The 25528-nt window shown below is 64.3% G+C and carries 25 protein-coding genes and 1 riboswitch; of the genes, 19 read left to right on the forward strand and 6 right to left on the reverse strand.

Translation table 11 applies throughout. The features are described 5' to 3' along the window. The first annotated feature begins 14 nt into the window (after window positions 1-14). Complete coding sequence (locus DSM43276_RS02175) at window positions 15-677, forward strand: helix-turn-helix domain-containing protein (RefSeq protein WP_078330416.1); 663 nt, start codon at window positions 15-17, stop codon at window positions 675-677. Here DSM43276_RS02175 and DSM43276_RS02180 read toward each other — a convergent pair. Then, window positions 674-2317 (reverse strand): substrate-binding domain-containing protein, encoded by a 1644-nt coding sequence (locus DSM43276_RS02180; protein WP_078330415.1) that lies wholly within the window; start codon window positions 2315-2317, stop codon window positions 674-676. The genes DSM43276_RS02175 and DSM43276_RS02180 overlap by 4 nt on opposite strands. Before the next feature lie 131 nt (window positions 2318-2448). On the opposite strand from DSM43276_RS02180, the gene DSM43276_RS02185 reads away from it, so the two are divergent. The 16 genes from DSM43276_RS02185 (at window position 2449) to DSM43276_RS02260 (ending at window position 18817) form a co-directional block, all read left to right on the forward strand. Next, window positions 2449-2874 carry a hypothetical protein gene (locus DSM43276_RS02185; RefSeq protein ID WP_078330414.1) on the forward strand — a complete coding sequence of 142 codons (426 nt, stop codon included), beginning with the start codon at window positions 2449-2451 and terminating at the stop codon, window positions 2872-2874. A gap of 173 nt (window positions 2875-3047) precedes the next feature. Continuing rightward, the gene (gene ftsH, locus DSM43276_RS02190; RefSeq protein ID WP_078330413.1) at window positions 3048-5333 is read left to right on the forward strand and encodes an ATP-dependent zinc metalloprotease FtsH; all 2286 of its coding nucleotides are present in this window, start codon (window positions 3048-3050) and stop codon (window positions 5331-5333) included. 1 nt (window position 5334) lies between these two features. Next, entirely contained in the window at window positions 5335-5949 is a 615-nt protein-coding gene (gene folE, locus DSM43276_RS02195) for a GTP cyclohydrolase I FolE (protein ID WP_078324607.1), read from the forward strand. A gap of 7 nt (window positions 5950-5956) precedes the next feature. Continuing rightward, complete coding sequence (gene folP, locus DSM43276_RS02200; RefSeq protein WP_078330412.1) at window positions 5957-6991, forward strand: dihydropteroate synthase; 1035 nt, start codon at window positions 5957-5959, stop codon at window positions 6989-6991. Further along, on the forward strand, window positions 6988-7374 hold the full coding sequence (gene folB / locus DSM43276_RS02205; RefSeq protein WP_078330411.1) for a dihydroneopterin aldolase: 387 nt from the start codon (window positions 6988-6990) through the stop codon (window positions 7372-7374). The genes folP and folB overlap by 4 nt, the downstream gene beginning before the upstream one ends. Beyond that, window positions 7371-7907, forward strand: coding sequence for a 2-amino-4-hydroxy-6-hydroxymethyldihydropteridine diphosphokinase (folK, locus tag DSM43276_RS02210; RefSeq protein WP_078330410.1), 537 nt, complete (start codon window positions 7371-7373; stop codon window positions 7905-7907). Before folB ends, folK begins: the two co-directional genes overlap by 4 nt. Further along, window positions 7907-8374, forward strand: coding sequence for a DUF3180 domain-containing protein (locus DSM43276_RS02215; protein WP_078330409.1), 468 nt, complete (start codon window positions 7907-7909; stop codon window positions 8372-8374). The genes folK and DSM43276_RS02215 overlap by 1 nt, the downstream gene beginning before the upstream one ends. 70 nt (window positions 8375-8444) lie before the next feature. Beyond that, entirely contained in the window at window positions 8445-9968 is a 1524-nt protein-coding gene (locus tag DSM43276_RS02220; RefSeq protein WP_109556183.1) for a DUF6779 domain-containing protein, read from the forward strand. A 154-nt stretch (window positions 9969-10122) separates the two neighbouring features. Beyond that, entirely contained in the window at window positions 10123-11088 is a 966-nt protein-coding gene (locus DSM43276_RS02225; RefSeq protein WP_078330407.1) for a Rossmann-like and DUF2520 domain-containing protein, read from the forward strand. Window positions 11089-11097: 9 nt separating this feature from the next. Next, window positions 11098-12042 carry a pantoate--beta-alanine ligase gene (panC, locus tag DSM43276_RS02230; protein WP_078330406.1) on the forward strand — a complete coding sequence of 315 codons (945 nt, stop codon included), beginning with the start codon at window positions 11098-11100 and terminating at the stop codon, window positions 12040-12042. A 12-nt stretch (window positions 12043-12054) separates the two neighbouring features. Next, window positions 12055-12477, forward strand: a complete 423-nt coding sequence (gene panD / locus DSM43276_RS02235; protein ID WP_078324910.1) for an aspartate 1-decarboxylase — start codon at window positions 12055-12057, stop codon at window positions 12475-12477. 2 nt (window positions 12478-12479) lie between these two features. Beyond that, complete coding sequence (locus tag DSM43276_RS02240; protein WP_078330405.1) at window positions 12480-13295, forward strand: type III pantothenate kinase; 816 nt, start codon at window positions 12480-12482, stop codon at window positions 13293-13295. A 54-nt stretch (window positions 13296-13349) separates the two neighbouring features. Beyond that, on the forward strand, window positions 13350-14852 hold the full coding sequence (gene lysS, locus DSM43276_RS02245; RefSeq protein ID WP_078330404.1) for a lysine--tRNA ligase: 1503 nt from the start codon (window positions 13350-13352) through the stop codon (window positions 14850-14852). Window positions 14853-15014: 162 nt separating this feature from the next. Further along, window positions 15015-15359: a histone-like nucleoid-structuring protein Lsr2 gene (gene lsr2, locus DSM43276_RS02250; protein ID WP_078300490.1), complete on the forward strand. Its 345-nt coding sequence runs from the start codon at window positions 15015-15017 to the stop codon at window positions 15357-15359. Between the two features lie 336 nt (window positions 15360-15695). Then, window positions 15696-18230, forward strand: a complete 2535-nt coding sequence (locus DSM43276_RS02255; protein ID WP_078330403.1) for an ATP-dependent Clp protease ATP-binding subunit — start codon at window positions 15696-15698, stop codon at window positions 18228-18230. Window positions 18231-18346: 116 nt separating this feature from the next. Continuing rightward, window positions 18347-18817 (forward strand): DUF2231 domain-containing protein, encoded by a 471-nt coding sequence (locus tag DSM43276_RS02260; RefSeq protein ID WP_078330402.1) that lies wholly within the window; start codon window positions 18347-18349, stop codon window positions 18815-18817. Window positions 18818-18857: 40 nt separating this feature from the next. On the opposite strand, the gene DSM43276_RS02265 is transcribed toward DSM43276_RS02260, so the two are convergent. From DSM43276_RS02265 to DSM43276_RS02280, 4 genes are read right to left on the reverse strand one after another with little or no spacing between them, the layout of a single operon-like run. Then, window positions 18858-19724 carry an LLM class flavin-dependent oxidoreductase gene (locus tag DSM43276_RS02265; RefSeq protein ID WP_078330401.1) on the reverse strand — a complete coding sequence of 289 codons (867 nt, stop codon included), beginning with the start codon at window positions 19722-19724 and terminating at the stop codon, window positions 18858-18860. Window positions 19725-19756: 32 nt separating this feature from the next. Beyond that, on the reverse strand, window positions 19757-20749 hold the full coding sequence (locus tag DSM43276_RS02270; RefSeq protein WP_078330400.1) for an ABC transporter substrate-binding protein: 993 nt from the start codon (window positions 20747-20749) through the stop codon (window positions 19757-19759). Beyond that, complete coding sequence (locus DSM43276_RS02275) at window positions 20746-21531, reverse strand: ABC transporter ATP-binding protein (RefSeq protein ID WP_078330399.1); 786 nt, start codon at window positions 21529-21531, stop codon at window positions 20746-20748. Before DSM43276_RS02275 ends, DSM43276_RS02270 begins: the two co-directional genes overlap by 4 nt. After that, complete coding sequence (locus DSM43276_RS02280) at window positions 21531-22583, reverse strand: FecCD family ABC transporter permease (protein ID WP_078330398.1); 1053 nt, start codon at window positions 22581-22583, stop codon at window positions 21531-21533. Before DSM43276_RS02280 ends, DSM43276_RS02275 begins: the two co-directional genes overlap by 1 nt. 104 nt (window positions 22584-22687) lie before the next feature. Beyond that, window positions 22688-22912: riboswitch (cobalamin riboswitch) on the reverse strand. A 158-nt stretch (window positions 22913-23070) separates the two neighbouring features. Here DSM43276_RS02280 and DSM43276_RS02285 point away from each other — a divergent pair. Together DSM43276_RS02285 and DSM43276_RS02290 are read left to right on the forward strand one after the other, a co-directional pair. Beyond that, window positions 23071-23277 (forward strand): CbtB domain-containing protein, encoded by a 207-nt coding sequence (locus DSM43276_RS02285; protein WP_078292593.1) that lies wholly within the window; start codon window positions 23071-23073, stop codon window positions 23275-23277. Window positions 23278-23292: 15 nt separating this feature from the next. Next, window positions 23293-24087, forward strand: coding sequence for a CbtA family protein (locus DSM43276_RS02290; RefSeq protein WP_078330397.1), 795 nt, complete (start codon window positions 23293-23295; stop codon window positions 24085-24087). A 117-nt stretch (window positions 24088-24204) separates the two neighbouring features. Here DSM43276_RS02290 and DSM43276_RS02295 read toward each other — a convergent pair whose 3' ends face one another. Beyond that, complete coding sequence (locus tag DSM43276_RS02295) at window positions 24205-25518, reverse strand: serine hydrolase (protein WP_078330452.1); 1314 nt, start codon at window positions 25516-25518, stop codon at window positions 24205-24207. Between the last annotated feature and the right edge of the window lie 10 nt (window positions 25519-25528).

Genomic DNA, 25528 nt, shown 5'->3' on the forward strand with positions numbered 1-25528 from the left:
GAGGCGGCTAGGGGATGGCTCGCAAAAGTGAGGGCGAGAGCAAGGCTCCCCGCGGCCGCGGTAGACCGCCGGGGGGTGGAAATACCGCACAGCAGGCGCAGGCCCAGCTTCTTGATGCCGCGGAGCGGTTGTTTGTCGAGCGCGGGTATGCCGCGTCCACGATGGAGGCCATCGCGCGGGAAGCCGGATACAGCCGGGCTGTGGTGTATCGGCATTTCCGGAACAGAGACGACCTGATGGACGCTCTGGTGGTCCGCGCGACGATGAGCGAGATCGCCAAGATGATCGGCCGCCTCATCGTGCTGAAGGACCTTGCGGAGATCATTCCCGAGTCGATGGTGATCGTATCGGTGGAGGTGGGTGCCAATCCGCTACTGCGGGTGCTCGCCGACCGCGATGATCGCGGTACGGTCGCATCCTTAATTGTCAATGCCCCCAATCTTATTGACCTACTGACTTCCATGTATGCGGGTGTCTTCAGTACGCGGATGGCCGAGGTGCGCACGGGCGTTCGGCCTGAGGATGCGGCGCGGTATGTGCTGTCCGTCGCGTTGTCCCTGCTGCTCGGGCTGATTCCGGGAACCGACAATCCCGAGCAGGTTCGGCGCTATGTCCGGGTTTTCGTGCTGCCCGCACTGCTCGCCAACCCGCCGGAGCCGGAGGCTGTCTTCATTTAGCGTGCGGCGGTCCGGGCCCTGATGAGATCGGTGACGATATTGGGGATCTCGTCGGCACTACGCGCGACCCGGCTGGCTCCGCCCGGGGTGGCCTCCGAAATCTGTTTGAGGACATCGGCATCCGCGTCCTCGGTGATGCCTAGCGTGATGAGCACCACGGGGCGCGCCGGGTCTTGTTCCTTTTTCAAGGTGGCAAGCAGCCGATCCAGGGAAATGCCGTTCGGGTCCTCGTTCGCGCCGTCGGTGATGATCACCACGCTGTTGATGAAGTGGGGGTCGTATGTGGACTGAACCTTGTGGAACGCGGCGAGAGTGGTGTCGTACAAGCCTGTTCCACCTCCGACGAGGGCATCCAGTCCGCGGCCGTCCTCGAGGAGGAGTTGTCGCTGGGTCTTGTCGCCCACCTTCTCGCTGAGCGTACGAAGCGGCTGCAGCTCCCTCCAGTCCTGGCCCGGCCCGCCCTTGTCGATCGAGAACACCCACAAACCGATCTGAGCGTTCTCCGGGAAGAGGGGCAGCCCGTTGTCGATCGCCTGACTCAGCAGTGCCACGCGTGATACCGGCCCTGCGGGGGCCCGCATGGATCCCGAGACGTCGAGTACCGCGAGCATCCGGGAAGGCAAGGCCAGTACCGCATATCGGCGCATCGCGGTGTCGAATGCGGTCAGGTCGTTCACGGTGAGTGTCTCCACCGTCCCCACACCCTTGCCGTCCAGCGGCGCGAAGTCCGCCCCCCGGAATCCCGCGCTCTTCAAGGCGTCTGCACCACTGCTACCGGAAAGGCGCTCGGCGAGCGCTTCTCCGGACTGTTTGGCCTTGGCATGCCGATCGTTGGCGGCTTCGGTGACAGCTATCGGATAGTTCAGGGCCGGTGTGCCGGTGGCCGGGACAACGGCGGTGAGCGACGCGCCCGGGTGCTTGGAGTTGTAGTCGAGCAGCTGCTGTTCGGTGGACACGGCTAGGCCACCGGTCTTGGCCACCTCGCCGAGACGTTCCTCGGCGCTGCCCTGCCGGGTGTTCGTCAGCTGTGCCTGCGCGATCGGCACGAGCGCCGCGGTGATGGCGTTGGAATCGCTCTTTCCCTGTTCGGCTTCGGCAAGCGCCCCCAGCACCGGACCCGCCGCCACGGTGTCCTCCAGCGGATTGCCGATCCGCAGTCCGGGCTGTTTCAACACGCTCAACCACGAATCGAATGTCGGCGCCTCACCTTGTTTGGCGACCACCACCACGGGGGTCCTGGCCACGGACTGGCTTGCCGAATCCAATGGCGACCCGGTGGTGCGCATCTGCTTCACCAGCCAGATAGAGGAATCAGGGAGCCACAACGCGGGCGCGCCGCCGGGCTTGCCGATTGTCGCGGCCGTCGCCGCCGAGGCCTTCGCGTCCACGGTGATTTTTGTGCAACTGAGGTCCTTGGCGTTCACACCGTCGGCCACCTTCGATATGACCGGAGCGATGGCAGGGTCGGCGGCGACGGCGAAGGTATCAACATCTGCGCATCGGCCGGACAGCTTCGTGAAGGCGAACACCCCGAGCCCGCCGAGCAGGAGGGCGATGACCGCGAGCGCAATCCACTTGGCCAGACCTGAACCACCCGAACGCTGTCTTCTGCGATTGCGTTCACTGTGGCGACCAGGCATGACCGGACCTCTTCGTTCTCGGCCGCACGCAGACTTGGTGCCCGCGTTCGTGAGGCTCGGGCGATAGTACCGTGAACAAGATCACTGTCTGGAGGGCTGAGCAGGCAGTTGGCGGTCGTCAAAGGGGAATCATGCGGGCATGGGTGGGGCTGGTGTTGTGCGCGTTATTAGCTGGATGTTCGTTCGATTTCGGCCCGACAGGTGTCGAAGTACCCGTCGAGGAGGCAGAAGCCTTTGGCCGGATCGACATCCCTGCTGGATTGCAGGTGCTCAAGGTTCGGATGGATCACGGTATCGACACCCGCTATCGCGTCGCGTTACGTGTCGGTGAGCGCGATGTGGAGACGATTCTGCGGAAATCGAAGTTCACCGGACATTTTCTACCCGTGAAAGACCCGTCGTCGATGACGGTCATCGCGGGTCCTCCGTTGTCCAGCGCCACCAACGTCACGACGGCTCAAGACCACGTGGAAATGCCCTGGGTGTATCGCGACGTCGTCCAAGACATCAGGTCACCCGACGAGGTCTACCTGCACATCAGCCTGTTCAACACCTAGCGCCGCGACGTGCCCGGGCGCTACCTCCGTTTTCTCCCTCGGCGTAGTGCGCGCCACGGATGCGAACATGCAGGTGAGGTAGCCTGACAGTTCTTAATCGATACCTATATGGATTCCTCTAGCCTGCCCCATGACGACGGAAGGACCGGGCCGCTGACCGCGGCCGACGCTGTATGAACCGGACAAACGTGTTTCGCACCCTGGGCGTCATCGTGGTGGTGCTGCTGCTGGGGTGGTCGTTCTTCTACTTCGGCGACGACACCCGCGGTTACAAACCCGTGGACACCACGGTCGCGATCAAGCAGATTGACACCGACAACGTCAAGAGCGCCCGCATCGACGACCGCGAGCAGCAGCTGCGGCTGGACCTCAAGTCCGGGAACGGCGATACCGAAGGCAAAGACAAGGTCATCACCAAGTACCCGACCGGGTACGGAGTGCCGCTGCTGGAAAAGCTGAACGGTAAGGGTGCGACGGTCAGCACGACGGTGAACCAGGGCAGCATCCTGGGATCGCTGCTGCTGTACCTGCTGCCGGTGATCCTGCTCGTGGTGCTGTTCTTTGCCTTCAGTCGCATGCAGTCCGGCGGCCGCGGCATGGGCTTCGGTTTCGGTAAATCACGCGCCAAGCAGCTGTCCAAGGACACGCCGAAAACCACCTTTGCCGACGTGGCCGGGGTCGACGAGGCCGTCGAAGAGCTCTACGAGATCAAGGATTTCCTGCAGAACCCGTCGCGTTACCAGGCACTCGGCGCCAAAATCCCGCGCGGTGTGCTGCTCTACGGCCCTCCCGGTACCGGTAAGACGCTGCTTGCCCGCGCGGTCGCCGGCGAGGCCGGCGTGCCGTTCTTCACCATCTCCGGTTCGGATTTCGTGGAAATGTTTGTGGGCGTTGGCGCTTCGCGTGTGCGTGATTTGTTCGAACAGGCTAAACAGAACAGCCCCTGCATCATCTTCGTCGACGAGATCGATGCTGTCGGACGTCAGCGTGGTGCCGGCCTGGGCGGTGGGCACGACGAGCGCGAGCAGACCCTCAACCAGCTGCTGGTCGAGATGGATGGCTTCGGCGAGCGGCAGGGCGTCATTCTCATCGCGGCCACCAACCGCCCCGACATCCTCGACCCTGCGCTACTGCGCCCCGGTCGTTTCGACCGGCAGATCCCGGTATCGAGCCCCGATCTGGCCGGCCGAAAGGCCGTGCTCAGGGTCCATTCGGCCGGGAAACCCTTCGGTCCCGACGTCGACTTCGACGGACTGGCCAAGCGCACCGTCGGCATGTCCGGTGCCGACCTGGCGAATGTCATCAACGAGTCGGCGTTGCTCACCGCGCGGGAGAACGGCACCGTGATTACCGCTGCCGCCCTTGAGGAATCGGTAGACCGGGCGGTCGGTGGACCGCGCCGCAAGGGCCGCATCATCAGCGAGCACGAGAAGAAGATCACCGCCTATCACGAGGCCGGGCACACCCTGGCGGCGTGGGCGATGCCCGATATCGAACGCGTCTACAAGGTCACCATCTTGGCCCGGGGCCGCACCGGCGGGCATGCCATCGCGGTTCCGGAGGAAGACAAGGGATTACGCACGCGCTCGGAGATGATCGCGCAGCTGGTCTTCGCGATGGGTGGCCGCGCCGCCGAGGAGCTGGTGTTCCGCGAGCCGACCACAGGGGCGTCATCCGATATCGAGCAGGCCACCAAGATCGCTCGGGCCATGGTCACCGAGTACGGCATGAGCGCAAAGCTCGGAGCGGTGCGCTACGGCACCGAACATGGGGATCCTTTCCTGGGCCGCACCATGGGAACCCAGGCGGATTACTCGCACGAGGTCGCGCGCGATATCGATGACGAGGTCCGCAAGCTCATTGAGGCAGCCCACACCGAAGCGTGGGCCATTCTCACCGAGTACCGGGACGTGCTGGACACGTTGGCCGGTGAGCTGCTGGAGAAGGAGACGGTGGTCCGCAAGGAGCTCGAGGAGATCTTCAAGGATGTTCAGCGGCGTCCCCGGCTGACCCTCTTCGACGACTTCGGAGGCCGGATTCCGTCCGACAAGCCCCCTATCAAAACCCCGGGTGAGCTCGCCATCGAACGTGGCGAACCCTGGCCGCCGCCGGTCCCGGAGCCCGCGTTCAAGAAGGCCATCGCCGAGCAGGCGGCCGTGCCCGCAAACGGCGCACCGGCCGTACCGAATGATCCCGTGCCGAATGGTCAAGGTGGCCAACCTGTTCCGGCAGGAACCCATCCTGGTCAGGCTCCGGGTACCAACTACGGTGCTCCTGCCGGGTGGTACGCGCCCGGCTGGCCGCCACAGGGGCAGGCCCCGTACCCACCGCCGGGGTATCCGCCGCAGGGTCACGCCCAATACCCGCCGTATGTCCCGCAGCCCTACCCGTATCCGGTGCCTGCTCCGCATCAGCAGCCGGCACCGGCCCCGGATGAGGGCAGCGAGAGCAAGAGCTGACATGAACTCGCCCGAGACGGCCGAGTACAACGGCCAGCCGACCGGTCACGTCTTCGATCAGGCACGTGCCGAGGCCGCAGTCCGTGAACTGCTCTATGCCGTTGGTGAAGACCCGGACCGAAATGGGTTGGTGGATACCCCGGCCCGCGTGGCGCGCGCCTACCGGGAGATATTCGCCGGTCTGTACACCGATCCAGACACGGTGCTGAACACCACCTTCGACGAACAGCATGACGAGCTGGTGCTGGTGAAATCGATACCGATGTACTCGACGTGTGAACATCACCTGGTGTCTTTTCACGGCGTTGCACATGTCGGATACATCCCCGGCGAGCACGGCCGGGTGACTGGATTGTCGAAAATCGCTCGTCTGGTTGACCTTTACGCGAAACGGCCCCAGGTGCAGGAGCGGCTGACGGCGCAGATCGCCGACGCGTTGGTGCGCAAGCTGGAGCCGCGCGCCGTGATCGTTGTGGTCGAGGCCGAGCATTTGTGTATGGCCATGCGCGGCGTGCGCAAGCCCGGGGCGACGACCACCACCTCCGCCGTGCGCGGCCAGTTCAAACGTGACGCTGCCTCGCGGGCCGAGGTTCTCGACCTGATGATGAGGGCATGACCGGGACGTGACGGATACTCCCGCACTGACTCATATCCTGGGAGTCGTTAATGTAACCGACGACTCCTTCTCTGACGGTGGGCAATTCATCAGGCAGTCGGACGCGGTGGCGCACGGATTGGCGCTTGCCTCCGCCGGTGCGGACATCATCGATGTCGGTGGGCAGTCGACTCGGCCAGGCGCAACGCCAATCAGGCAGAAGATTGAAATGCAACGGGTCATCCCGGTGATCAAAGAGCTTGCCAGCCACGGGATCAACGTGAGTGTTGACACTATGCGTGCGGAGGTCGCGGCCGCCGCGGTCGAGGCGGGCGCCTACATGGTCAACGATGTCTCGGGCGGCCGGGCAGATCCCGAGATGGCCCCCCTGATGGCGGAACTGGGCCTACCCTGGATCCTGATGCATTGGCGCTCAAAGAATTTCATACACGCGCCGGCCGCTAAGAACTACGGTGACGTGGTCGCTGACGTCTCGCGTGAGCTCATGGAGTCGGTGGAGGTCGCGCTCAAGGCCGGGGTTTCGCAGGACAAACTCATCCTTGATCCGGGTCTCGGTTTCGCCAAGACTGCGCGCCACAATTGGCTTCTGCTGCAATCGATCCCGGATCTGCAGGAGCTGGGTTACCCGATTCTCATCGGCGCCTCCCGAAAGCGATTCCTGGGAGCGTTGCTTACCGACCTCAAGGGTGTGGAACGGCCGGCCGACGGACGCGAAACGGCAACCGCCGTTATCACCGCACTCGGTGCGCTGCATGAGGTATGGGGGGTGCGCGTCCATGACGTGACGGCGTCCATGGATGCGCTGAAGGTGGTGCGCGCCTGGGAGACCGGCGGTATCGAGAGCATCGAAGAGGGCGAGGAAGAGAGCCACGAGCAGTCGCAGGACCAGCAGCCCGAGTCCGTGCCCGCCATCGACATCCCTCAGGACGAGGTGACCACGGAGGTGACAGTACGGACCGTGCGACCCAAGCCCAGCAAGACCGCGGGTGGCAGTTGGCGGCGCGAGGTTGCGCAGCGCGAGACCAAGGGTGGCAAGAAATGACCGACCGCATCGAGCTGCGGGGCCTGAAAGTCTTTGGCTATCACGGAGTTTTCGAGCATGAGCGTCGTGACGGCCAGGAGTTCTCGGTGGATGTCACCGTCTGGCTGGACCTCGATACCGCGGCAGCCACGGATCAGCTGACCGACACGCTCGACTATGGAGAGCTGGCTCAGCGCGCTGCCGCGATCGTGTCCGGCCCGCCACGCAACCTCATCGAATCGGTCGCGGGTGCGATCGCCGATGACGTGATGACCGATTCCAGGGTCCATGCCGTCGAGGCAGCGGTTCACAAGCCCGACGCACCGATTCCGTTGACGTTCAGCGATGTCGCGGTGGTGGCCCGCCGTTCCCGGAGATCTAGGGCCGGGGGATCGTCGCAGTGACCCGCGCGGTGCTGTCCATTGGATCCAATCTTGGTGACAGGCTCACGCACCTGCAATCGGTCGTCGACGCGCTGGGCCCGGACGTGGTGGGGATATCACCGGTGTATCGGACCGCGCCGTGGGGACCAGTTCCGCAGTCCGACTTCTTCAACGCCATCGTCATCGCGCAGGGGCGTGAGCCCCGGGAGTGGCTCACGGTGGTGCGTCGCCTGGAGCAGTCCGCGCAGCGAGTGCGCGGCGAACGTTGGGGGCCGCGGACTCTCGATGTCGACGTGATCAGCTGCCGGCGCGGCATCGACGGCGACGCAACCACCACCGAGGTTCTCTCCGATGACGCTGAACTCACACTGCCGCATCCGCGTGCGCACCAGCGCGCCTTTGTGCTGGTGCCGTGGCTGGCGCTCGAACCGGAAGCGGTACTGACCGTCGAGGGACGGCCGCGCCCGGTGGCAGACCTGCTTGCCGGTCTCACCCCGGCCGAACGCGACGGTGTCCAACGGGTGGCTGACACCCTGACCGGCCCGGTGACGTAGTGGGGCCTACCCGGATCCGCGATCTGCTGATCGCGGGCGCTGTCACCGCGATCCTCGGCTTTTTCTTTGTCTCGGCGTCCTACGGGTCCCTACCGCCGATCCCTTTGCTCGCCGGTATCTCACTGCTGGTTCTCGCAATCGCAGAGGGCGGCTGGGCGTTCTACATCCGTAACAAGGTCACCGACGGTGAGATCGGGGTCGGCACGGGGCATTTGCCGGCGCTTCTGGTGGCGCGTTCGGTAGTGGTCGCGAAGGCCTCGGCATGGCTTGGCACACTCATGACCGGATGGTGGCTGGCGATGCTCGTCTACATCCTGCCGCGGCGCGCACAGTTGGCCGCGGCCGTGGCGGACACACTCGGCGTGATGATCGCGACCGGTTGCGCGTTGGCACTCGTGGTCGCCGGGCTATGGCTTCAGCATTGCTGTAAGTCGCCGCCCGAGCCGCCCGCGACTCCCGCCCGGTAGCACCCGCGCATGTCGAATCGCCGATTCGAGGTCGGCCAGCACACTGCACTGTCCGGGTACAGTCACCCCCATGACGATTCCGACCCGAGCGGCGAAGCCTCGGCGTGGCAGCCGACGCCCCGGGTGGGCGTTGCTGACCGCGTTGCTGGTGCTGGCGATCGGCTCTGGGATTGCCCTGGTTTTCACCGATAAGGCCATCTATTTGCGCGTCGGTTTGTTGCTGGCGCTATGGGCCGCCGTCATCGCGTCTTTCGCCGCGCTGACCTACCGTCGGCAGAGCGATACCGATCAAGCCAAGGTGCACGACCAGAAACTCGTCTACGACCTGCAGCTGGAGCGGGAGATTTCAGCGCGGCGCGAGTACGAACTGACGGTCGAGAGCAGATTGCGTCAGCAGCTGGCGGGGGAGATCGAGGCGCAGGCCGCCGACGAGATCGCAACGCTGCGCGCAGAGCTCGCGGCGCTGCGCACCAATCTGGAGATCCTTTTCAACACCGAGCTGAGTGACCGGCCCGCGATCGAACACGACCCGATTCGCGCGTTGGGGCCCTGGCCTGGAGCCGAGCCGGTGCCCGCACCGAATACAGGTGCGGGCGTGGGCTCACCCGGGGCCGCGTTCGCCCATTCCGTGCGCGAGCCGCAACCCGCGCCTGCCGCGGAGTATCAGGACGTCACCGCGTATCAGGACGTCACCGCGGTCGAGGAGGACAATCGGACATCGGAATACCCGATCATCGATGTCGCCGAGGATCCGCACCACGTCGATGAGGACCAGGCATCTCCCACACCGCAGTATCCGGCACCTCCGTACTACGGGGCCGCTCAACCCCACGAGCCCGAGCCGTATCAGCAGCCGGTGTCCTCCGGGACGCATTGGCGTCCGCAGCCCGAATCGCATGTGGCCGAGCCCCCGATGCCGGAGCGTGAACCCGCGGTACCAGTGGCCCCGGCGGCCGCAGAATCCGCACAGCCACCGTATTGGGCTGCCAGACAAGAGGATTGGGACGCCGCGGCTGACGGCGAGGACTGGGATCCAACGCCTCAGCAGATGGCCCCGCCGGAGCAGCCTGCCCCCCAACCTGCGTGGAACTCGCCCGCTCCGGACTGGAACGCTCCGCCGCCGCCACCGCCGAGTGCCTGGGCTCCGGCACCTGCCGAAGGTCAATGGCTACCTCCCGGAACCTCCGGAAGCAATTGGGCCTCCAATGAACCGGCACCGTCGCCAACCCCGTACCAGGCGGAGCCAACCCCAGGTCGGCACTCCGGATCTCCGTCACGGCACCAGGCGCCGGCCGCGCCTGAGACCGCCGGCGGCGGACATTGGGCACCCCAGCCGTCGTATCCGCCGCCTCCGCCGGCGCCTGAACAGCCGAGCTATCCCGAGAGCGCTGGCGGCCACCGTGCGCCAGAACCCGAGGAGAAGCGCGGACGGCGTCGGGCCCCGGAACCCGAGGAATCCGACGAGACCCGCGGTCGGCGTCGTGTCGAGGAGACCGGCGGCTTCTCGGTCGCCGACCTGATGGGGCGCCTGCAAAGCGATCCCTCCGAGTCATCTGAGTCCGGTGGCGGCCGTCGCCGACGCCGCGAGGACTGACCGCCGCCGATTTCGTCATCATGCGCGAAAGTGAGCAATCTAACGGCCCAGGCCTCTGCCGATAGCGCTGCGCTGGGACTACTCTGCTGATGACCGTCCGGTACCTGCCTGGCAGGACTGGAACGTATCTAGTCTGCGAGGTGTCTCGTTCAGCATGTCTGAGGCTTTCAATGCCGATAGCCACGTGGATAGCCAAGCCGATGGGCCATTCGACGGCTTGCGACCCGCGCGTCTGGCCATCGGCATCATCTCCGCCGGCAGAGTCGGCACGGCCATGGGTGTCGCGCTCGAGGCGGCGGGTCACTTCGTCGTCGCATGCAGCGCGGTCTCCGATGCCTCGAGGCGGCGGGCCGAAGAACATCTTCCGGAAAGTCAGGTACTGCCTGCCCAGGAGGTGGCCCCACGCGCCGAACTGTTGATCCTCGCAGTGCCGGATCTCGAGCTGGCGCCGCTGGTCTCGGGCCTTGCCGCCACCGGTTCGGTACGGCCCGGAACCATCGTCGTACACACTTCGGGCGCCAACGGCATCGCGATCCTGGAGCCGTTGACTGCCCTCGGCTGTATTCCACTGGCCATCCATCCTGCAATGACCTTCGTCGGCGGCTACGAAGATCTTGAACGACTTCCCAACTGCTGCTTTGGAATTACCGCCGCCGATGAGACTGGATATGCCATCGGTACGGCGCTGGTGCTGGAGATTGGGGGCGAACCGGTGCGCGTGCGCGAGGATGCCCGTACCCTCTATCACGCGGCTCTGGCGCATGGCAGCAACCATGTGGTGACGCTGGTGCTGGACGCGGTTGAGGCACTGCGCTCGGCACTATGGGGACAGGAGCTGTTGGGGCAGGAGACAATTGGTTACGGTCCGGGCGGTCTGCCCGAACGGGTACTGGCGCCTTTGGTGCTGGCCGCCGTTACCAACGCGCTGGACCGTGGACAGGCCGCTCTGACGGGCCCGGTGGCGAGGGGAGACGGCGCCGCGGTGGGGCGTCATCTCGATGCTCTCGCCGAGACTGATCCTGCGCTGGCCGAGGCGTATCGCGCCGATGCTCGCCGTACCGCCCAGCGTGCACATGCGCCCCAATCGGTTTTCACCGCACTGGAACCCCGGACTAGGTAAGGCTGCTTGATGACGAGTTTGTATGGGCCAAAGGGGCCGAAGGGCTACCTCAGTGGAGAGCTCACCGTTCACCACGATCCCGACACGATGTACGACGTGTCGAAGGCATTGCGGCATACCGGCCGCCGGATCATGTTGGTACCGACCATGGGTGCGTTGCACGAGGGTCATCTGACACTGGTGCGGCACGCCCGGAAGGTGCCGGGCGCCGTGGTCGTGGTGTCGATCTTCGTCAATCCCTTGCAGTTTGGCGCCGGCGAGGACCTCGATGCCTACCCGCGCACACTGGAATCGGATGTTGAGAAGTTGCGCGGCGAGGGTGTCGAGCTGGTATTCGCGCCGAGTGCGGAGGCGATGTATCCCCATGGTCAGCGCACTACCGTCCAGCCCGGACCGCTTGGTGCCGATCTTGAGGGTGCCTCGCGTCCAACGCATTTCGCGGGGATGCTGACGGTGGTGCTCAAGCTGCTGCAGATTGTGTCTCCGGACCAGGCGTACTTCGGTGAGAAGGATTACCAGCAGTTGGTGCTCATCAGGCAGATGGTCACCGACCTCAACGTCAAGACTCGCATCGTTCCGATACCGATTGTGCGGGAGGCGGACGGGCTGGCGATGTCTTCACGGAACGCCTACCTCAGCCACGAGCACCGCGAGCAGGCGGGCGCATTGTCTGCGGCTCTACTTGCCGGAATCTATTCGGCTTCGGCCGGTTCGGAATCGGCTCTGGACGCGGCCCGTGCGGTACTCGACGAGGTGCCCGCCATCGAGGTGGACTACCTGGAGGTGCGCGGTGTCGACCTCGGGCCGGCCCCCACGCAAGGGCCCGGCCGCATGCTGGTCGCGGCCCGGCTGGGCACCACCCGGCTTTTGGACAATGTTCCCTTGGAATTGGGCGGCGGAATCGGCTCCTCTGGACCCGCAGACCCCGATCACGCACTACCTTGGCGAAACTGACTGGAGGACATGATGTTCCGGACAATGATGAAATCAAAGATCCATCGCGCCACCGTGACGCATGCTGATCTGCACTACGTCGGCTCGGTCACCATCGACCCCGATCTCATGGAGGCCGCAGACCTGCTGGAGGGCGAGCAGGTCACTATCGTCGACATCAACAACGGTGCCCGGCTGGAGACCTATGCGATCACTGGCACGCGTGGTAGTGGGGTAATCGGGATCAACGGTGCCGCAGCGCACCTGGTGCACCCGGGAGATCTGGTGATCATCATCGCCTACGGTGTGATGAGCGATGAGGAAGCTCGTGTCTTCACACCGCGTGTGGTCTTCGTCGACTCGGGCAACAAACAGGTTGATCTGGGCGAGCACTCCGACGACCCGGCCTACGTGCCCGAGAACTTCGGCCTGGTGTCCCCACGCGGTCTGGTGTAGCCATGCTGCTCGCCATCGACGTACGTAACACCCACACCGTTCTCGGTCTGGTCTCGGGCACCGGCGAGCACGCCAAAGTTGTTCAGCACTGGCGGATTCGCACGGAAACCGAGATCACCGCAGATGAGCTGGCACTCACCATCGACGGACTGATCGGCGACGACAGCGAGACGCTGACCGGGGTTGCGGCCCTGTCCACCGTGCCCTCTGTGCTGCATGAAATGCGGGGCATGTTCGACCAGTACTGGTCGGCGGTTCCGCAGGTCCTCATCGAGCCTGGCGTGCGCACCGGCCTCCCGCTGCTCGTCGACAATCCGAAAGAGGTCGGTGCCGACCGAATCGTGAATTGTCTTGCCGCGCATCACAGATTTGGCTCCGCGTGCATCGTGGTGGATTTCGGGTCTTCGATATGTGTGGATGTGGTGTCCGCCAAGGGTGAGTTCCTGGGGGGCGCCATAGCCCCGGGCGTGCAGGTATCCTCCGATGCCGCCGCTGCCCGCAGCGCCGCTCTGCGGCGGGTGGAGCTCACCCGGCCGCGCTCCGTCGTGGGCAAGAACACGGTCGAGTGCATGCAATCGGGAGCGGTTTTCGGATTCGCGGGGTTGGTGGACGGGCTGGTGGAGCGGGTGCGTCGCGATATCGACGGCTTCAGTGGCGCCGGTGCCACGGTGGTGGCCACGGGCCACACCGCCCCGCTGATCCTCCCCGAGACCCATACCGTCGACCGCTACGAGGAACATCTCACGCTCGACGGCCTGCGGCTGGTGTACGAGCGCAACCGGGCTGACCAGCGCGGCAAGGCCCGCACGGCCAAATAGGCGGAAACAAATCAGAGTCGTCCCGGCGAAGCACTACCGCTAAGCTGCCGAGACGTGACTGATCCTGACGCGCAGACCAGCTTGCCGGAACAATTTCGCATCCGGCAGGCCAAGCGCGAGAAGCTACTCGCCGAGGGCATCCAGCCGTATCCGGTAGAGGTGCCGCGCACCCACAGCCTCAAGCAGATTCGCGATGCCTACGTGGATTTGGAGACGGACACCAGCACCGGTGACCAGGTGGGTGTTTCGGGCCGTGTCATCTTCTCCCGTAACACCGGCAAGCTCTGCTTCGCGACGCTGCAGGAGGGGGACGGCACCTCGTTGCAGGTAATGATCAGCCTCGCCGGCGTCGGGGAACAGGCACTCGCCGACTGGAAGACCGATGTTGACCTCGGTGACATCGTGTTCGTACAGGGCGAGGTCATCAGCTCGCGCCGTGGCGAACTGAGTGTCCTGGCGGACGGCTGGCAGATGGCCTCCAAGTCCCTGCGCCCACTGCCCGTTGCTCACAAGGAGATGTCGGAAGAGACCAGAGTGCGCCAGCGATACGTGGATCTCATCGTGCGGCCGGAGGCGCGCCAGATCGCGCGGCAGCGGGTCGCGGTGATGCGCGCTATTCGTGATGCTTTGCACCGTCGCGGATTCCTGGAGTTGGAGACGCCGATCTTGCAGACCCTCGCCGGAGGTGCTGCGGCCCGCCCGTTCATTACGCATTCCAACGCGCTCGATATCGACCTGTATCTGCGTATTGCGCCGGAACTTTTCCTGAAAAGGGCTCTTGTCGGGGGCTTCGACAAGATTTTCGAGCTCAACCGAGTTTTCCGAAATGAAGGGTCAGATTCGACGCATTCTCCCGAATTCGTGATGTTGGAAACATATGAGACGTACGGCACATACGATACCGCCGCCACAATGATCCGTGAGCTCATCCAGGAGGTAGCGGACGATGCAATGGGCACCAGGCAGGTGACGTTGCCCGACGGATCGACCTACGACTTGGACGGCGAGTGGACGACGATGGAAATGTATCCGTCGTTGTCGGATGCTCTTGGCGATGAGATCACCCCCGATACTCCGATTGCCACGCTATGGAAGATCGCCGATCGGGTGGGCGCCGAGATTCCCACCGACCGCGGTTACGGTCACGGAAAACTCATCGAAGAACTGTGGGAACACCAGGTCGGCGATAAAATGGACGCACCGACGTTTGTGAGGGATTTCCCAGTTGAGACATCGCCGCTGACTCGTCAGCACCGGAGCATCGCGGGTGTCACCGAGAAGTGGGATTTGTATGTTCGCGGCTTTGAATTGGCGACCGGGTACTCGGAGTTGATCGACCCGGTGATCCAGCGTGAAAGATTCGCTGACCAGGCACGATTGGCCGCCGCCGGCGATGATGAGGCGATGAGCCTTGATGAGGACTTCCTCGGCGCGATGGAGCATGCGATGCCGCCCGCGGCCGGAACCGGGATGGGTATCGATCGCCTGTTGATGGCGCTTACCGGACTGGGAATTCGCGAGACGATCTTGTTTCCGATTGTCCGACCTACGCTTTGATCTACGCGTTCGAATTTTGTCTCGCTTTTCAACTATGAGTGTAGTGAATCGCTTGCCTTGAGCGGAACACGCGCAGCCTTGCGGGTATGTTGAACTTTGCGGCAATCCGTGGCATGTTTGAGGTGGACCAACGGGGGTTCTGCTTTTGGAAGGATAAAAGGAATGGCTAAGAAGGTCACGGTCACGCTTGTCGATGACGTCGATGGTGAAGCACCTGCCGACGAGACCGTTGAATTCGGTATTGACGGCGTGACTTACGAGATCGACCTTTCTTCCAAGAATGCAGAGAAGCTGCGCAATCAGCTCTCTACATGGGTCGAGCATGCTCGTCGTGTCAGTGGCCGTCGTCGCGGGCGGGGGAGCTCAGGGACGGGTCGCGGGCGTGCGAGCATCGATCGTGAGCAGAGCGCGGCGATCCGTGAGTGGGCGCGTAAGAACGGTCACAATGTGTCGTCACGTGGTCGCATTCCCGCCGAAGTTGTCGACGCGTTCAACGCGGCCAACTAAGACTGCTGACTGGCCCGTCCCCCCAGAATTTCGCTTACGGCGAAGCCGGGTCAAAATCGGAAACGTTTTCACCGCATCTGGCGTTGTTCGGTTGCCTAACAAGCACCGCCGGGTGCGGTGATTCGTATATTTGGGGACGGTTCCTCCGGGTTCCGTAGGTTCCTCTGAGTACTCTCAGGGGCCATCTCCTGGTATGCGAGCACCGCACCGACTACGGCTGACCACTAGAGTGGCGATTAGGTCCTAGTGCCAGCGGAGATGAGCCGTTTGGGGGGAGCCCCGAGCGGCAGGATGAACCGCTTGCGCAAAGGCCGGACGAGGAAGCGAGGGAGACCGATGTTCGAGAGATTCACTGACCGCGCTCGGCGGGTGGTTGTGCTGGCCCAAGAAGAGGCCCGCATGCTCAACCACAATTACATCGGCACCGAGCACATCCTGCTGGGTCTGATTCACGAGGGCGAGGGCGTTGCCGCCAAGTCGCTGGAGTCGCTGGGCATTTCCCTGGAAGGGGTGCGCAGCCAGGTCGAGGAGATCATCGGCCAGGGACAGCAGGCACCGTCCGGGCACATTCCTTTCACTCCTCGCGCCAAGAAGGTGCTGGAGCTGAGCCTGCGCGAGGCGCTGCAGCTCGGCCACAACTACATCGGCACCGAGCACATCCTGTTGGGCCTCATCCGTGAGGGTGAAGGCGTCGCGGCTCAGGTGCTCGTCAAGCTGGGTGCGGAGTTGACCCGGGTGCGCCAGCAGGTCATTCAGCTTCTGAGCGGCTACCAGGGCAAGGAGACCACGGAATCCGGTACCGGAGGCCGTGGTGGCGAGGCCGGGACCCCGTCGACCTCGCTGGTTCTCGACCAGTTCGGACGCAATCTGACTGCTGCCGCCATGGAAGGCAAGCTCGACCCGGTCATCGGTCGTGAGAAGGAAATCGAGCGCGTCATGCAGGTGCTGAGCCGCCGCACCAAGAACAACCCGGTGCTGATCGGCGAGCCCGGCGTCGGCAAGACCGCCGTCGTTGAGGGCCTGGCGCAGGCCATCGTGCACGGCGAGGTGCCTGAGACGCTGAAGAACAAGCAGCTGTACACCCTGGACCTCGGGTCCCTGGTGGCCGGCAGCCGCTACCGCGGTGACTTCGAAGAACGCCTCAAGAAGGTGCTCAAGGAGATCAACACCCGCGGCGACATCATCCTGTTCATCGACGAGCTGCACACGCTGGTTGGTGCGGGCGCGGCCGAGGGCGCGATCGACGCGGCCTCCATCCTCAAGCCCAAGCTGGCCCGTGGCGAGCTGCAGACGATCGGTGCGACCACCCTCGACGAGTACCGCAAGTACATCGAGAAGGATGCCGCCCTGGAGCGTCGTTTCCAGCCGGTGCAGGTGGGTGAGCCGACCGTCGAGCACACCATCGAGATCCTCAAGGGTCTGCGCGATCGCTACGAGGCGCACCACCGGGTGTCCATCACCGATGGCGCGCTGGTGGCGGCGGCCACCCTGGCCGACCGGTACATCAACGACCGGTTCTTGCCGGACAAGGCGATCGACTTGATCGACGAGGCAGGTGCGCGCATGCGTATCCGCCGGATGACCGCTCCGCCAGACCTGCGCGAGTTCGACGAGAAGATCGCCGATGCGCGCAGGGAGAAGGAATCGGCTATCGACGCTCAGGACTTCGAGAAGGCGGCGCGCCTGCGCGACTCCGAGAAGCAGCTCGTCGCTCAGCGCACCGAGCGTGAAAAGCAGTGGCGCTCAGGTGACTTGGACGTCGTGGCGGAAGTCGACGATGAGCAGATCGCCGAGGTGTTGGGCAACTGGACCGGTATCCCTGTGTTCAAGCTGACCGAGGAGGAGACCACTCGGCTGCTGCGTATGGAGGATGAGGTGCACAAGCGGATCATCGGCCAGGAGGAAGCCGTCAAGGCTGTCTCCAAGGCCATCCGCCGCACCCGTGCCGGCCTGAAAGACCCACGGCGGCCATCGGGTTCGTTCATCTTCGCCGGCCCGTCGGGAGTCGGTAAGACCGAGCTGTCCAAGGCGCTGGCCAACTTCCTGTTCGGCGACGACGACGCGCTGATCCAGATCGACATGGGTGAGTTCCACGACCGCTTTACCGCCTCAAGGCTTTTCGGCGCTCCTCCGGGATACGTCGGCTACGAGGAGGGCGGCCAGCTCACCGAGAAGGTGCGTCGCAAGCCGTTCAGTGTTGTGCTGTTCGACGAGATCGAGAAGGCCCACCAGGAGATCTACAACACCCTGTTGCAGGTCCTGGAGGACGGGCGTCTCACCGACGGCCAGGGTCGCACAGTCGACTTCAAGAACACGGTGCTGATCTTCACTTCGAATCTGGGCACCTCGGATATCTCCAAGGCCGTGGGCCTCGGGTTCTCCGAGGGCGGCGGCGGCTCGAATTATGAGCGGATGAAGCAGAAGGTTCACGACGAACTCAAGAAGCACTTCCGTCCGGAGTTCCTGAACCGCATCGACGACATCATCGTCTTCGAGCAGCTGACCAAGGACCAGATCATCCAGATGGTCGATCTGATGATCGCCCGGGTGAGCAGACAGCTGAAGACGAAGGACATGGAGATGGAGCTGACCGACAACGCCAAGGCGCTGTTGGCCAAGCGCGGGTTCGACCCGGTGCTCGGCGCCCGGCCGCTGCGTCGGACCATCCAGCGTGAGATCGAGGACACCCTCTCGGAGAAGATTCTCTTCAACGAGATCGGCGCCGGCGAGCTGATCACGGTCGATGTCGAGGGCTGGGACGGCGAGGGCGCCGGCGAGGACGCGAAGTTCACGTTCGTCGGCCGTCCGAAGCCCGTGCTGGTCACCGGTGAGGAGCCGGCGGCCGACCTGGCGGCCTCCGCCTCGGAGTAAAAACAACCCAAAAAGCGCCGAGTGTGAGCATCACAGCTCACACTCGGCGCTTTTTGCGCGCTGGGGGGTTCGGCGTTTCCGGGTGCGGAACGCATTGCGGCAGTAGTGTCGCCCGCGTGGACACCATCAGCGGGTTGCCTGCACACGTGCTGTTGGTGCATTTCGTTGTCGTGCTTGCGCCGTTGACGGCGATTCTGGAGATTCTGTGTGGGATTTCCGTCGCTATTCGGTCGCGGCTGGTGTGGCTGGTTGCCGGGCTGGCGGCGGTGACGCTGGTACTCACCCCGCTGACCACTTCGGCAGGCGAATGGCTGCTCGATCGTGAGAAGAGCCCTAGTGCTGCCCTGTTGACGCACGCCGAGCGTGGCGACTGGATGCTGGTGTTCTCCAGCGCGTTGGTGCTGGGCGCGCTCGTGCTGGCGGTCGCCCATCGGCTCGGCCTGTCACCGGCCCGGCTTGGGCCGCACCTGACCGTTGCAGTGTTGGTGCTGATTCTCGGGGGCGTGTCCATCGTCGGCGTCATCCGGATCGGGGATTCCGGTGCGAGGGCGGTCTGGGGCACGGAACTGACCGGTGATGGCGGCTAGGATCAGAATCTCTTGTCGTGCCAATGGTTTGCGAGCGAGCTCACGGTTGCAGCAGCGGTCTTACGTCCTGGCCCAGGCTGTGGATGTATCCGATGAGATCGGGTTCGTTTCCGGTCGGTGATGCGATGAAATCCGTGACACCGAGATCTCGTAGCGCGTGGAGCTGCGCGGCGACCTCGGCGGCCCCTCCGCCGATGCTCGCCGAAGCGTCAAAGGAGATCCCGGGATAGTGGCCGGGATCGTTTGCGATGAGTTGGGCGGCGCCGGGGCCAACACTGATGGTGCGACTCAGGAAGATCCGGTGACCGGGGCCGGGGTCTATCAGCGCGCAGTGCGCAGCAACGGTGTCGGCCGGAACCATACTGGTCAGCAATGTGCCATCGCCCAGGCTGCCGGCCAGTCGTAGCGAGCGGGGCCCGTTCGCGCCGATCATAATGGGCAGCGGTTCCGCGGGCGGCCAGTCCAGCCGGACCCCATTCAGCCGCACATATCGCCCGTCGGCACTGACCTCCTTGCCCGCCAACAGATCCCGCAGTGCCGTCACGTACTCGTGGAGCAGGGTCAGGGGCGAGCCGACCTTGGCGCCAATTTGTTCCATGTGAGGCTGCCAGCCGTGCCCGATCCCCGGCAGCACCCTGCCGGGAAAATTGCGCTCCAGGATGCTGTAATCCATTGCCGCCGCCACGACATTGCGTACCGGTGCCGAGAGGAAACCAGTTCCGACACTGATCCGTTCGGTGGACGCAAGGGCCAGCGAGGCGTACGCGATCGATGTGGTGGCGAAACAGTCCTCGCAGACCCACAGGTGATCGAGCCCGGCGGCTTCGGCCGCGTGCGCAATCTCGAGCAGCCGTTCTGGTGGAAGAGAGGGCGGCACCATGAGGCCGAGGGTGGTGGGCAAGCTCATGTCGTCACCCTAGCTCCAGAGGCCGACAGCGTTCAGAATCCCTTGTCGCGCAGATAGTTCGCCAGGGTGACGATGGCGTCTGGATTGCGCGGTCCTTCGACCAGGGCGGCGTAGGGCAGCACGATGAAGTTCCGGTCGCGGACCGCCTGGGTGTGCTTCATTAGTGGCTGTGCCTTGAGCAGGTTGATCTTTGCGTCGGCGGTGTTGTTAGGGCCTACCCCGTAATCGCAGATGATGATCACCTGGGGGTCGCGCTGGGCGGCCGTCTCCCAGGCACTCGTGGTCCAGCTGTCGTCAAGATCTGAGAAGACGTTGCGGCCCCCGGCCTTCTCGATGATCTGCTGTGGTGCGGCGTTCTTACCGGAGGTGAACGGCTGGGCCTCACCGCTGTCGTACAGGAAGACACGAACGGGCGGCCGGTCCTGCGGCAGACGCGACTGCACGGTGTCGACGGTCTTGCGGTACGTGGCGATCAACTCAGTTGCGCGTTCCTGAACTCCGAAGATCGCCCCCAGGTTGGCCAGGTCCTCGTAGAGAGCGTCGAGGGGAGGCTTGATACCGCGCCGGACCGTTCCGGGCTGACGGCACGCCTCGGTCAGCTGGTAGGGCACCGCCCCAATGGACCGCACCCAATCCGGGGTCATCCCGGAGGTCTCGTTGAATCCGTAGCTCCACCCCGCGAACACGAGATCGGGACGCGCGGCTTGCACTGCTTCACGGGTGAATCCCTGACCCAGGTTGGTGGTGGACTCGAACTGCGCCTTCCACGGCGAGGTCTCGATGTCGCGATCCTGTCCGGCGTCGATGAAGTAGCCGGCCATCCGGTCCTGCAGACCGAGTGCGAACATCAGCTCGGTGACCCCGGTGTCATTGCTGACGGCTCGGGTGACCGGTACCGGAACATCAAGCGGTGCAGCGCAATTGTCGACGGAAACCCGCTCAGTTCCGGGGCTCTGTGCCTCGATGGTCGCGCAGCCCGCTGATAGCAGCGACACCATCACCGTCACACCGATGAGTGCCTTCATTCCTTCTCCTGTCTTTCGGGCTGAGGATCGAAGATGATCTGCGGAACACCGCTTCGTGGGTGTGCGATGACATGACATCCGATGCCGAACCACCGGCCGATGGATTCGGCGGTGATGACCTCGTGTGGTGGGCCTGAGAGCACGATGCGTCCCTCGGCCATGACGTGGATGGTGTCGCAGTACTGTGCCGCGAGGTTGAGGTCGTGCAGAGCAGCGATGACGGTGATGCCCAGTATCTGTGCCGAGCTGAGTATCGAATACTGATGGCGCACATCCAGATGATTGGTGGGCTCGTCCAGCACCAAGACGCGCGGTTGCTGTGCGAGGGCGCGGGCGATGAGAACCCGCTGGCGCTCCCCGCCCGAGAGAGAACTGAACGTACGGTCGGCAAGCGCCGTCACGTCCGCCGTCTCGGTCGCCTCCGCGCAGATGCGCCGGTCCTGTTCGGAGGTGCTGCGCAGGGATGTGCCGTGCGGCAGCCGGCCGGTGGCGACTACTTCCGCGGCCGTGAAATCAAAATCCAAGGACATGTCCTGAGTCAGCGCCGCCACCTGACGGGCGTTCTCCCGCATGCTGATGGCCCGCACCGACACGCCACTGACTGCTACGTCGCCGGTGGTAGGAGTAAGCGCGCGGTACAGGCAGCGCAGGGTTGTCGACTTGCCGCTGCCGTTGGGGCCGACGATTCCCACGAATCCCCCAGCCGCGACCTGCATGTCGATACTCGAGACGATGCGGCTACCTGCGATATCGACCGACACGCTCTGATAGGTGACGTCCATCAACCGACGGCCCCCGCAGACATCGCGCGCCGGCGCATCAATCCGACGAAGACCGGTACTCCGACGGCTGCGGTGATCGCGCCCAGCGGAAGCTCCTGCGGCGGAATCATGGTCCTTGCCACGAGATCGGCAGCGACGAGGAAGCACGCGCCCAGTACCGGAGCCACGATCAAGACCCGGCGGTGATCCGCACCGACCAGCAGCCGTGCCGCATGCGGAATGACCAGTCCCACGAATCCGATGGCTCCGCAGATGGATACAAAACATCCGGTCATGGCGGCTGACAGCACGAACAGTGCCACCCGGAACCGCCCGGCGTGCAGTCCCAGCGAGGCGCTCACCTCGTCGCCCATGGATAGGGCGTTGAGTTGGCGGGCGAGCCCCGCGACGCAGATGATCCCGACCAAGGTCGCCGCGAGCGCCACCGGAACCTTGTCCCAGGACGACGCCCCCAGGCTGCCGAGTAGCCAGAACATGACGCTGCGCGCCGCTTCGCCGTTCGGCGCCAAGAACACCAGCACGGTGGTCACCGCGGACAGCCCATAGCCCACCGCGGTGCCTACCAGAACCAGCCGCAGCGGTACCAGACCTTGTGGAGTACGGGCGATTTGGTACACGAGTGCGGTCGCGGCGAGGGCGCCGATCGATGCGGACAGCGACAGCGCATACACGCCGAAGGTGCCGAGCACGCCGTAGACCACCACTGCGGTGGCACCCACCGAGGCTCCCGACGAGATGCCGAGAACGTACGGATCCGCCAGGGCGTTGCGGACCATCGCCTGTACGAGCACGCCCACCACGGCCAGCCCCGCGCCGACGAGGATGGCGAGAATCACCCGCGGCAGCCTGGACTCGATGACGATCCGGTAGTTCGCCGCATCGGCGGCCCGAACGGAGCCGCCCGTGGCGCCCACCCAGAGGAAATGCAGACAGTCGCGCCAGGGCACATCAGCAGTGCCGAACACGAGCGCGCCGACCGACAGCAGCACGAGCGCCACCAGGCCACCGCCCGCCGCGAGGACCACCGGTCGCTCGTGTTGCGCTGCGGGCATCGATCTTCCTGCGTCGTCGGGTCGCAGACACCGGGGCATGACGGATATGCCGAGTAGGCGCTACCCACCAGGCGATCCCTCGGCACTGGCGAATGACTGCACCGGATGGTGCGGCCGCGTTGGCAGGTCTTCGGACTCGTGAACACGAGGCTTCTGTGAGCCTCACCTACTGGCGGCTGCTTCCCGGGCCTTAACCCAGTGCTTTAGGTGCCGCTGTCGTTTCCACATACCGCTGCGGGGCAGCTCCGGATTCACACCGGATTCCCTCTTGCGATCCCCGGGTGCACTTTCCTGGTGCTCTCGGGGAAACCAATGCGAGGCCAAAACTATCACTCGAACGCACAGCCCAGCCGTGTCGACTAAGCTCAGTTCGTCCTTCGACAGGACGGGAACCTGGTGTAATCCCAGGACGGTCGCGCCACTGTGAGAGTCAGACCCCGCCGTCGAGAAGAACAGATCGGGACGCGGTATTCCGAAAAGGAGCAACATGGCACACACAACGTCCGCCAGCCATCCGGTTGCGGTGTCGATTCCTCAGGCAGCGCTGTGGTTGAGCGTGACCACCCTCCTGGGGCTGCTCGCCTACTACTTCATCGGCATCGACCAGGGTGCGGTGTCGATCTTCGGCAGCGATATGCACGTGCACGAGTTCGTGCATGACGCCCGCCACCTGCTCGGCTTTCCCTGCCACTAGCGGCGGGCCGAATACATGGAAAAGTCAATAATTCTGCGCGGCTTAGGTTTCGGCGCACTGGGTGGCTTGCTGTCCTTCATCTTCGGATGGATCTTTGTGGAACCCGTCATCAACAGGGCCATTGCTTATGAAGAGGGCAGAGGCGAGGCGCAGGGCGTGCTGGATGAGGCCGCCGGTATCCACGCCCATCACGAGGGCGCGGAGCTGTTCAGTCGTTTCGCGCAGGCCAATGCGGGCCTGGCGCTCGGTGTCATCGGATTCGGAATCGCGATGGGCGCGCTGTTCGCGGTGGCGTACGTGGTGGCGATCGGCCGGGTCGGCAATCTCAGTCCGCGCGCGCAGGCTCTCGCCGTCGCGGGCGGACTGTTTCTGGTGTTGTATGTGGTGCCGTTCCTGAAGTTCCCGGCCAACCCTCCGGCGGCGAGCGCTGAGGGCACCATCAAGGAGCGCACCGGGTACTTCGTGCTGATGATCCTCGTCGCGGCGATCGCGTTGGCGGTGGCACTGTGGGTGGGTCGAAAGCTCTCCGAGCGCGTCGATACCTGGACAGCCACGCTTGTTGCCGCCGCGGTGTTCATCGTGCTGGTCGGACTCGTCATGGCGGTGACTCCAGGATTTGTCGAGGCGCCGCAACCACTGCTCGATGCCGACGGGAAGATCGTCTATCCGGGTTTCCCGGCGCATGATCTGTATCTGTTCCGGCTGTACTCGTTCACAACGCAGGCGATTATGTGGGCGACGATCGGTCTCGGGTTCGCGACGGTTATCGGGCGTAAGCCCGTCAATGCCGAGACGTCCGTTACCGGCTAGCTAGCCACCGAGTCTGAGTCTCACGACGCTTTCTGCCCCGGAACCGTCGTGAGATTCAGACTCGTCAGGAACCAGAGCCGGGCGCTCATCGGGGTTTGATGGTCTTCGCGCGGGCGCTCATCCCAGCTTCTTGAAGACGCCCTTGGCCAGGCCGATGACCCATCCGGCCGCGCCGGGGCCGAACGCACGATCCCAATTCAGCTGGAAGCTCACCACATACGGCTGACGGTTGCGATCCTCGGCGTACCAGCTGAACGTCAGGTCGCCGGGCAGGTTGCCACCCTTGGCGCCGATGTAGCGCCAGTTCTCGCTGTGCAGATCGATACCGGGTTCTGCGGACAGGATGCCGCGAATCGGAGACGCCGGGCCGACGGCGACCTTCTGCAGGGCTGCATGGACTCTGCAGATGTCCTCGGCGCTGCCGTACCACTCGATGCCGAATTTCGATGCGGGCGTGGTGGTCCGGTCCGGATCCAGTGTGTAGTCGTGGGTGTCGGCGTCGGCGAGCATCTGCCCGCGCTGGCCGGGTGTGGTGGCGTCCTTCCATTGCTGGCGGACGTCGGGTATTCCCCACCCGATGTTGAATAGCTCATGCATGGTGGGGAAGGGGGTCATCGATGCCGGGTCATGGTGCCCGCCGTCGGCAAGGGCCTTCTCGATCGCCTGCCGACCGAGGCGGTTGATCAGCATGTCGGTGCCCATATTGTCGCTCACCGAGATCATCTTCTGGGCGGCGGTGCGCACCGACACCGTGGAGCCTGTCGGGAGCTTGTCCATCGAGCTTCCGAGCGCCTTGCCGCGATCGGTGACGGTGAGTTGGTCATCCCAGGTGAGGGTGCCCGCATTGATGGCGGTGCCGGTGGCCAAGAGCACGTAGAGCTTGAAAACCGAAGCCAGCGGCATGGATTCGGAGGTGTTGGTTCCGGCAACCTGCTCGCATTGGCCGTTGATGATCTTGGAGGCCCGGTACGAGTATCGGCCGCCAGATGCCGACAGTGCGGTGTCGACATCGGACCAGTCGGCAATGGTCGGGGGCTGCTGATACGGAACCAGTCTGTCGACATCGCCCTTGGTGTTGGTGCGCAGCCCGATGTCCACATTGGCGCCATACGGCGCGATCAGGTGGACGGTGGAGCTGTTGGCTGCCAGATCCACGGAGCTCACTTTGTAGGGACGATCGACCCACAGCTTGGTCATGATCTCGGTGTAGTCGTCGACCTTGTTGGCGGCGGCGAGCGTTGCCACACCTTGCTTTCCGATCGGCCAGTTGGAGTTCAACATGTCGATCAGCTGTTGTGAGCGCAGGCCCGGAGGCGTGCTGGTATCCACGTCACCGTGCGGCACCTGCCGCAGCTTGATGCCGCACCCCGCGATGCTGCCCACCGAGAAGGCCACCACTACCACCGTGCACACCGAAACGGCGCGCGTCATGCGCGCGCGC

Source organism: Mycobacteroides salmoniphilum (genome assembly GCF_004924335.1).
GTDB classification, from domain to species: Bacteria; Actinomycetota; Actinomycetes; order Mycobacteriales; family Mycobacteriaceae; genus Mycobacterium; species Mycobacterium salmoniphilum.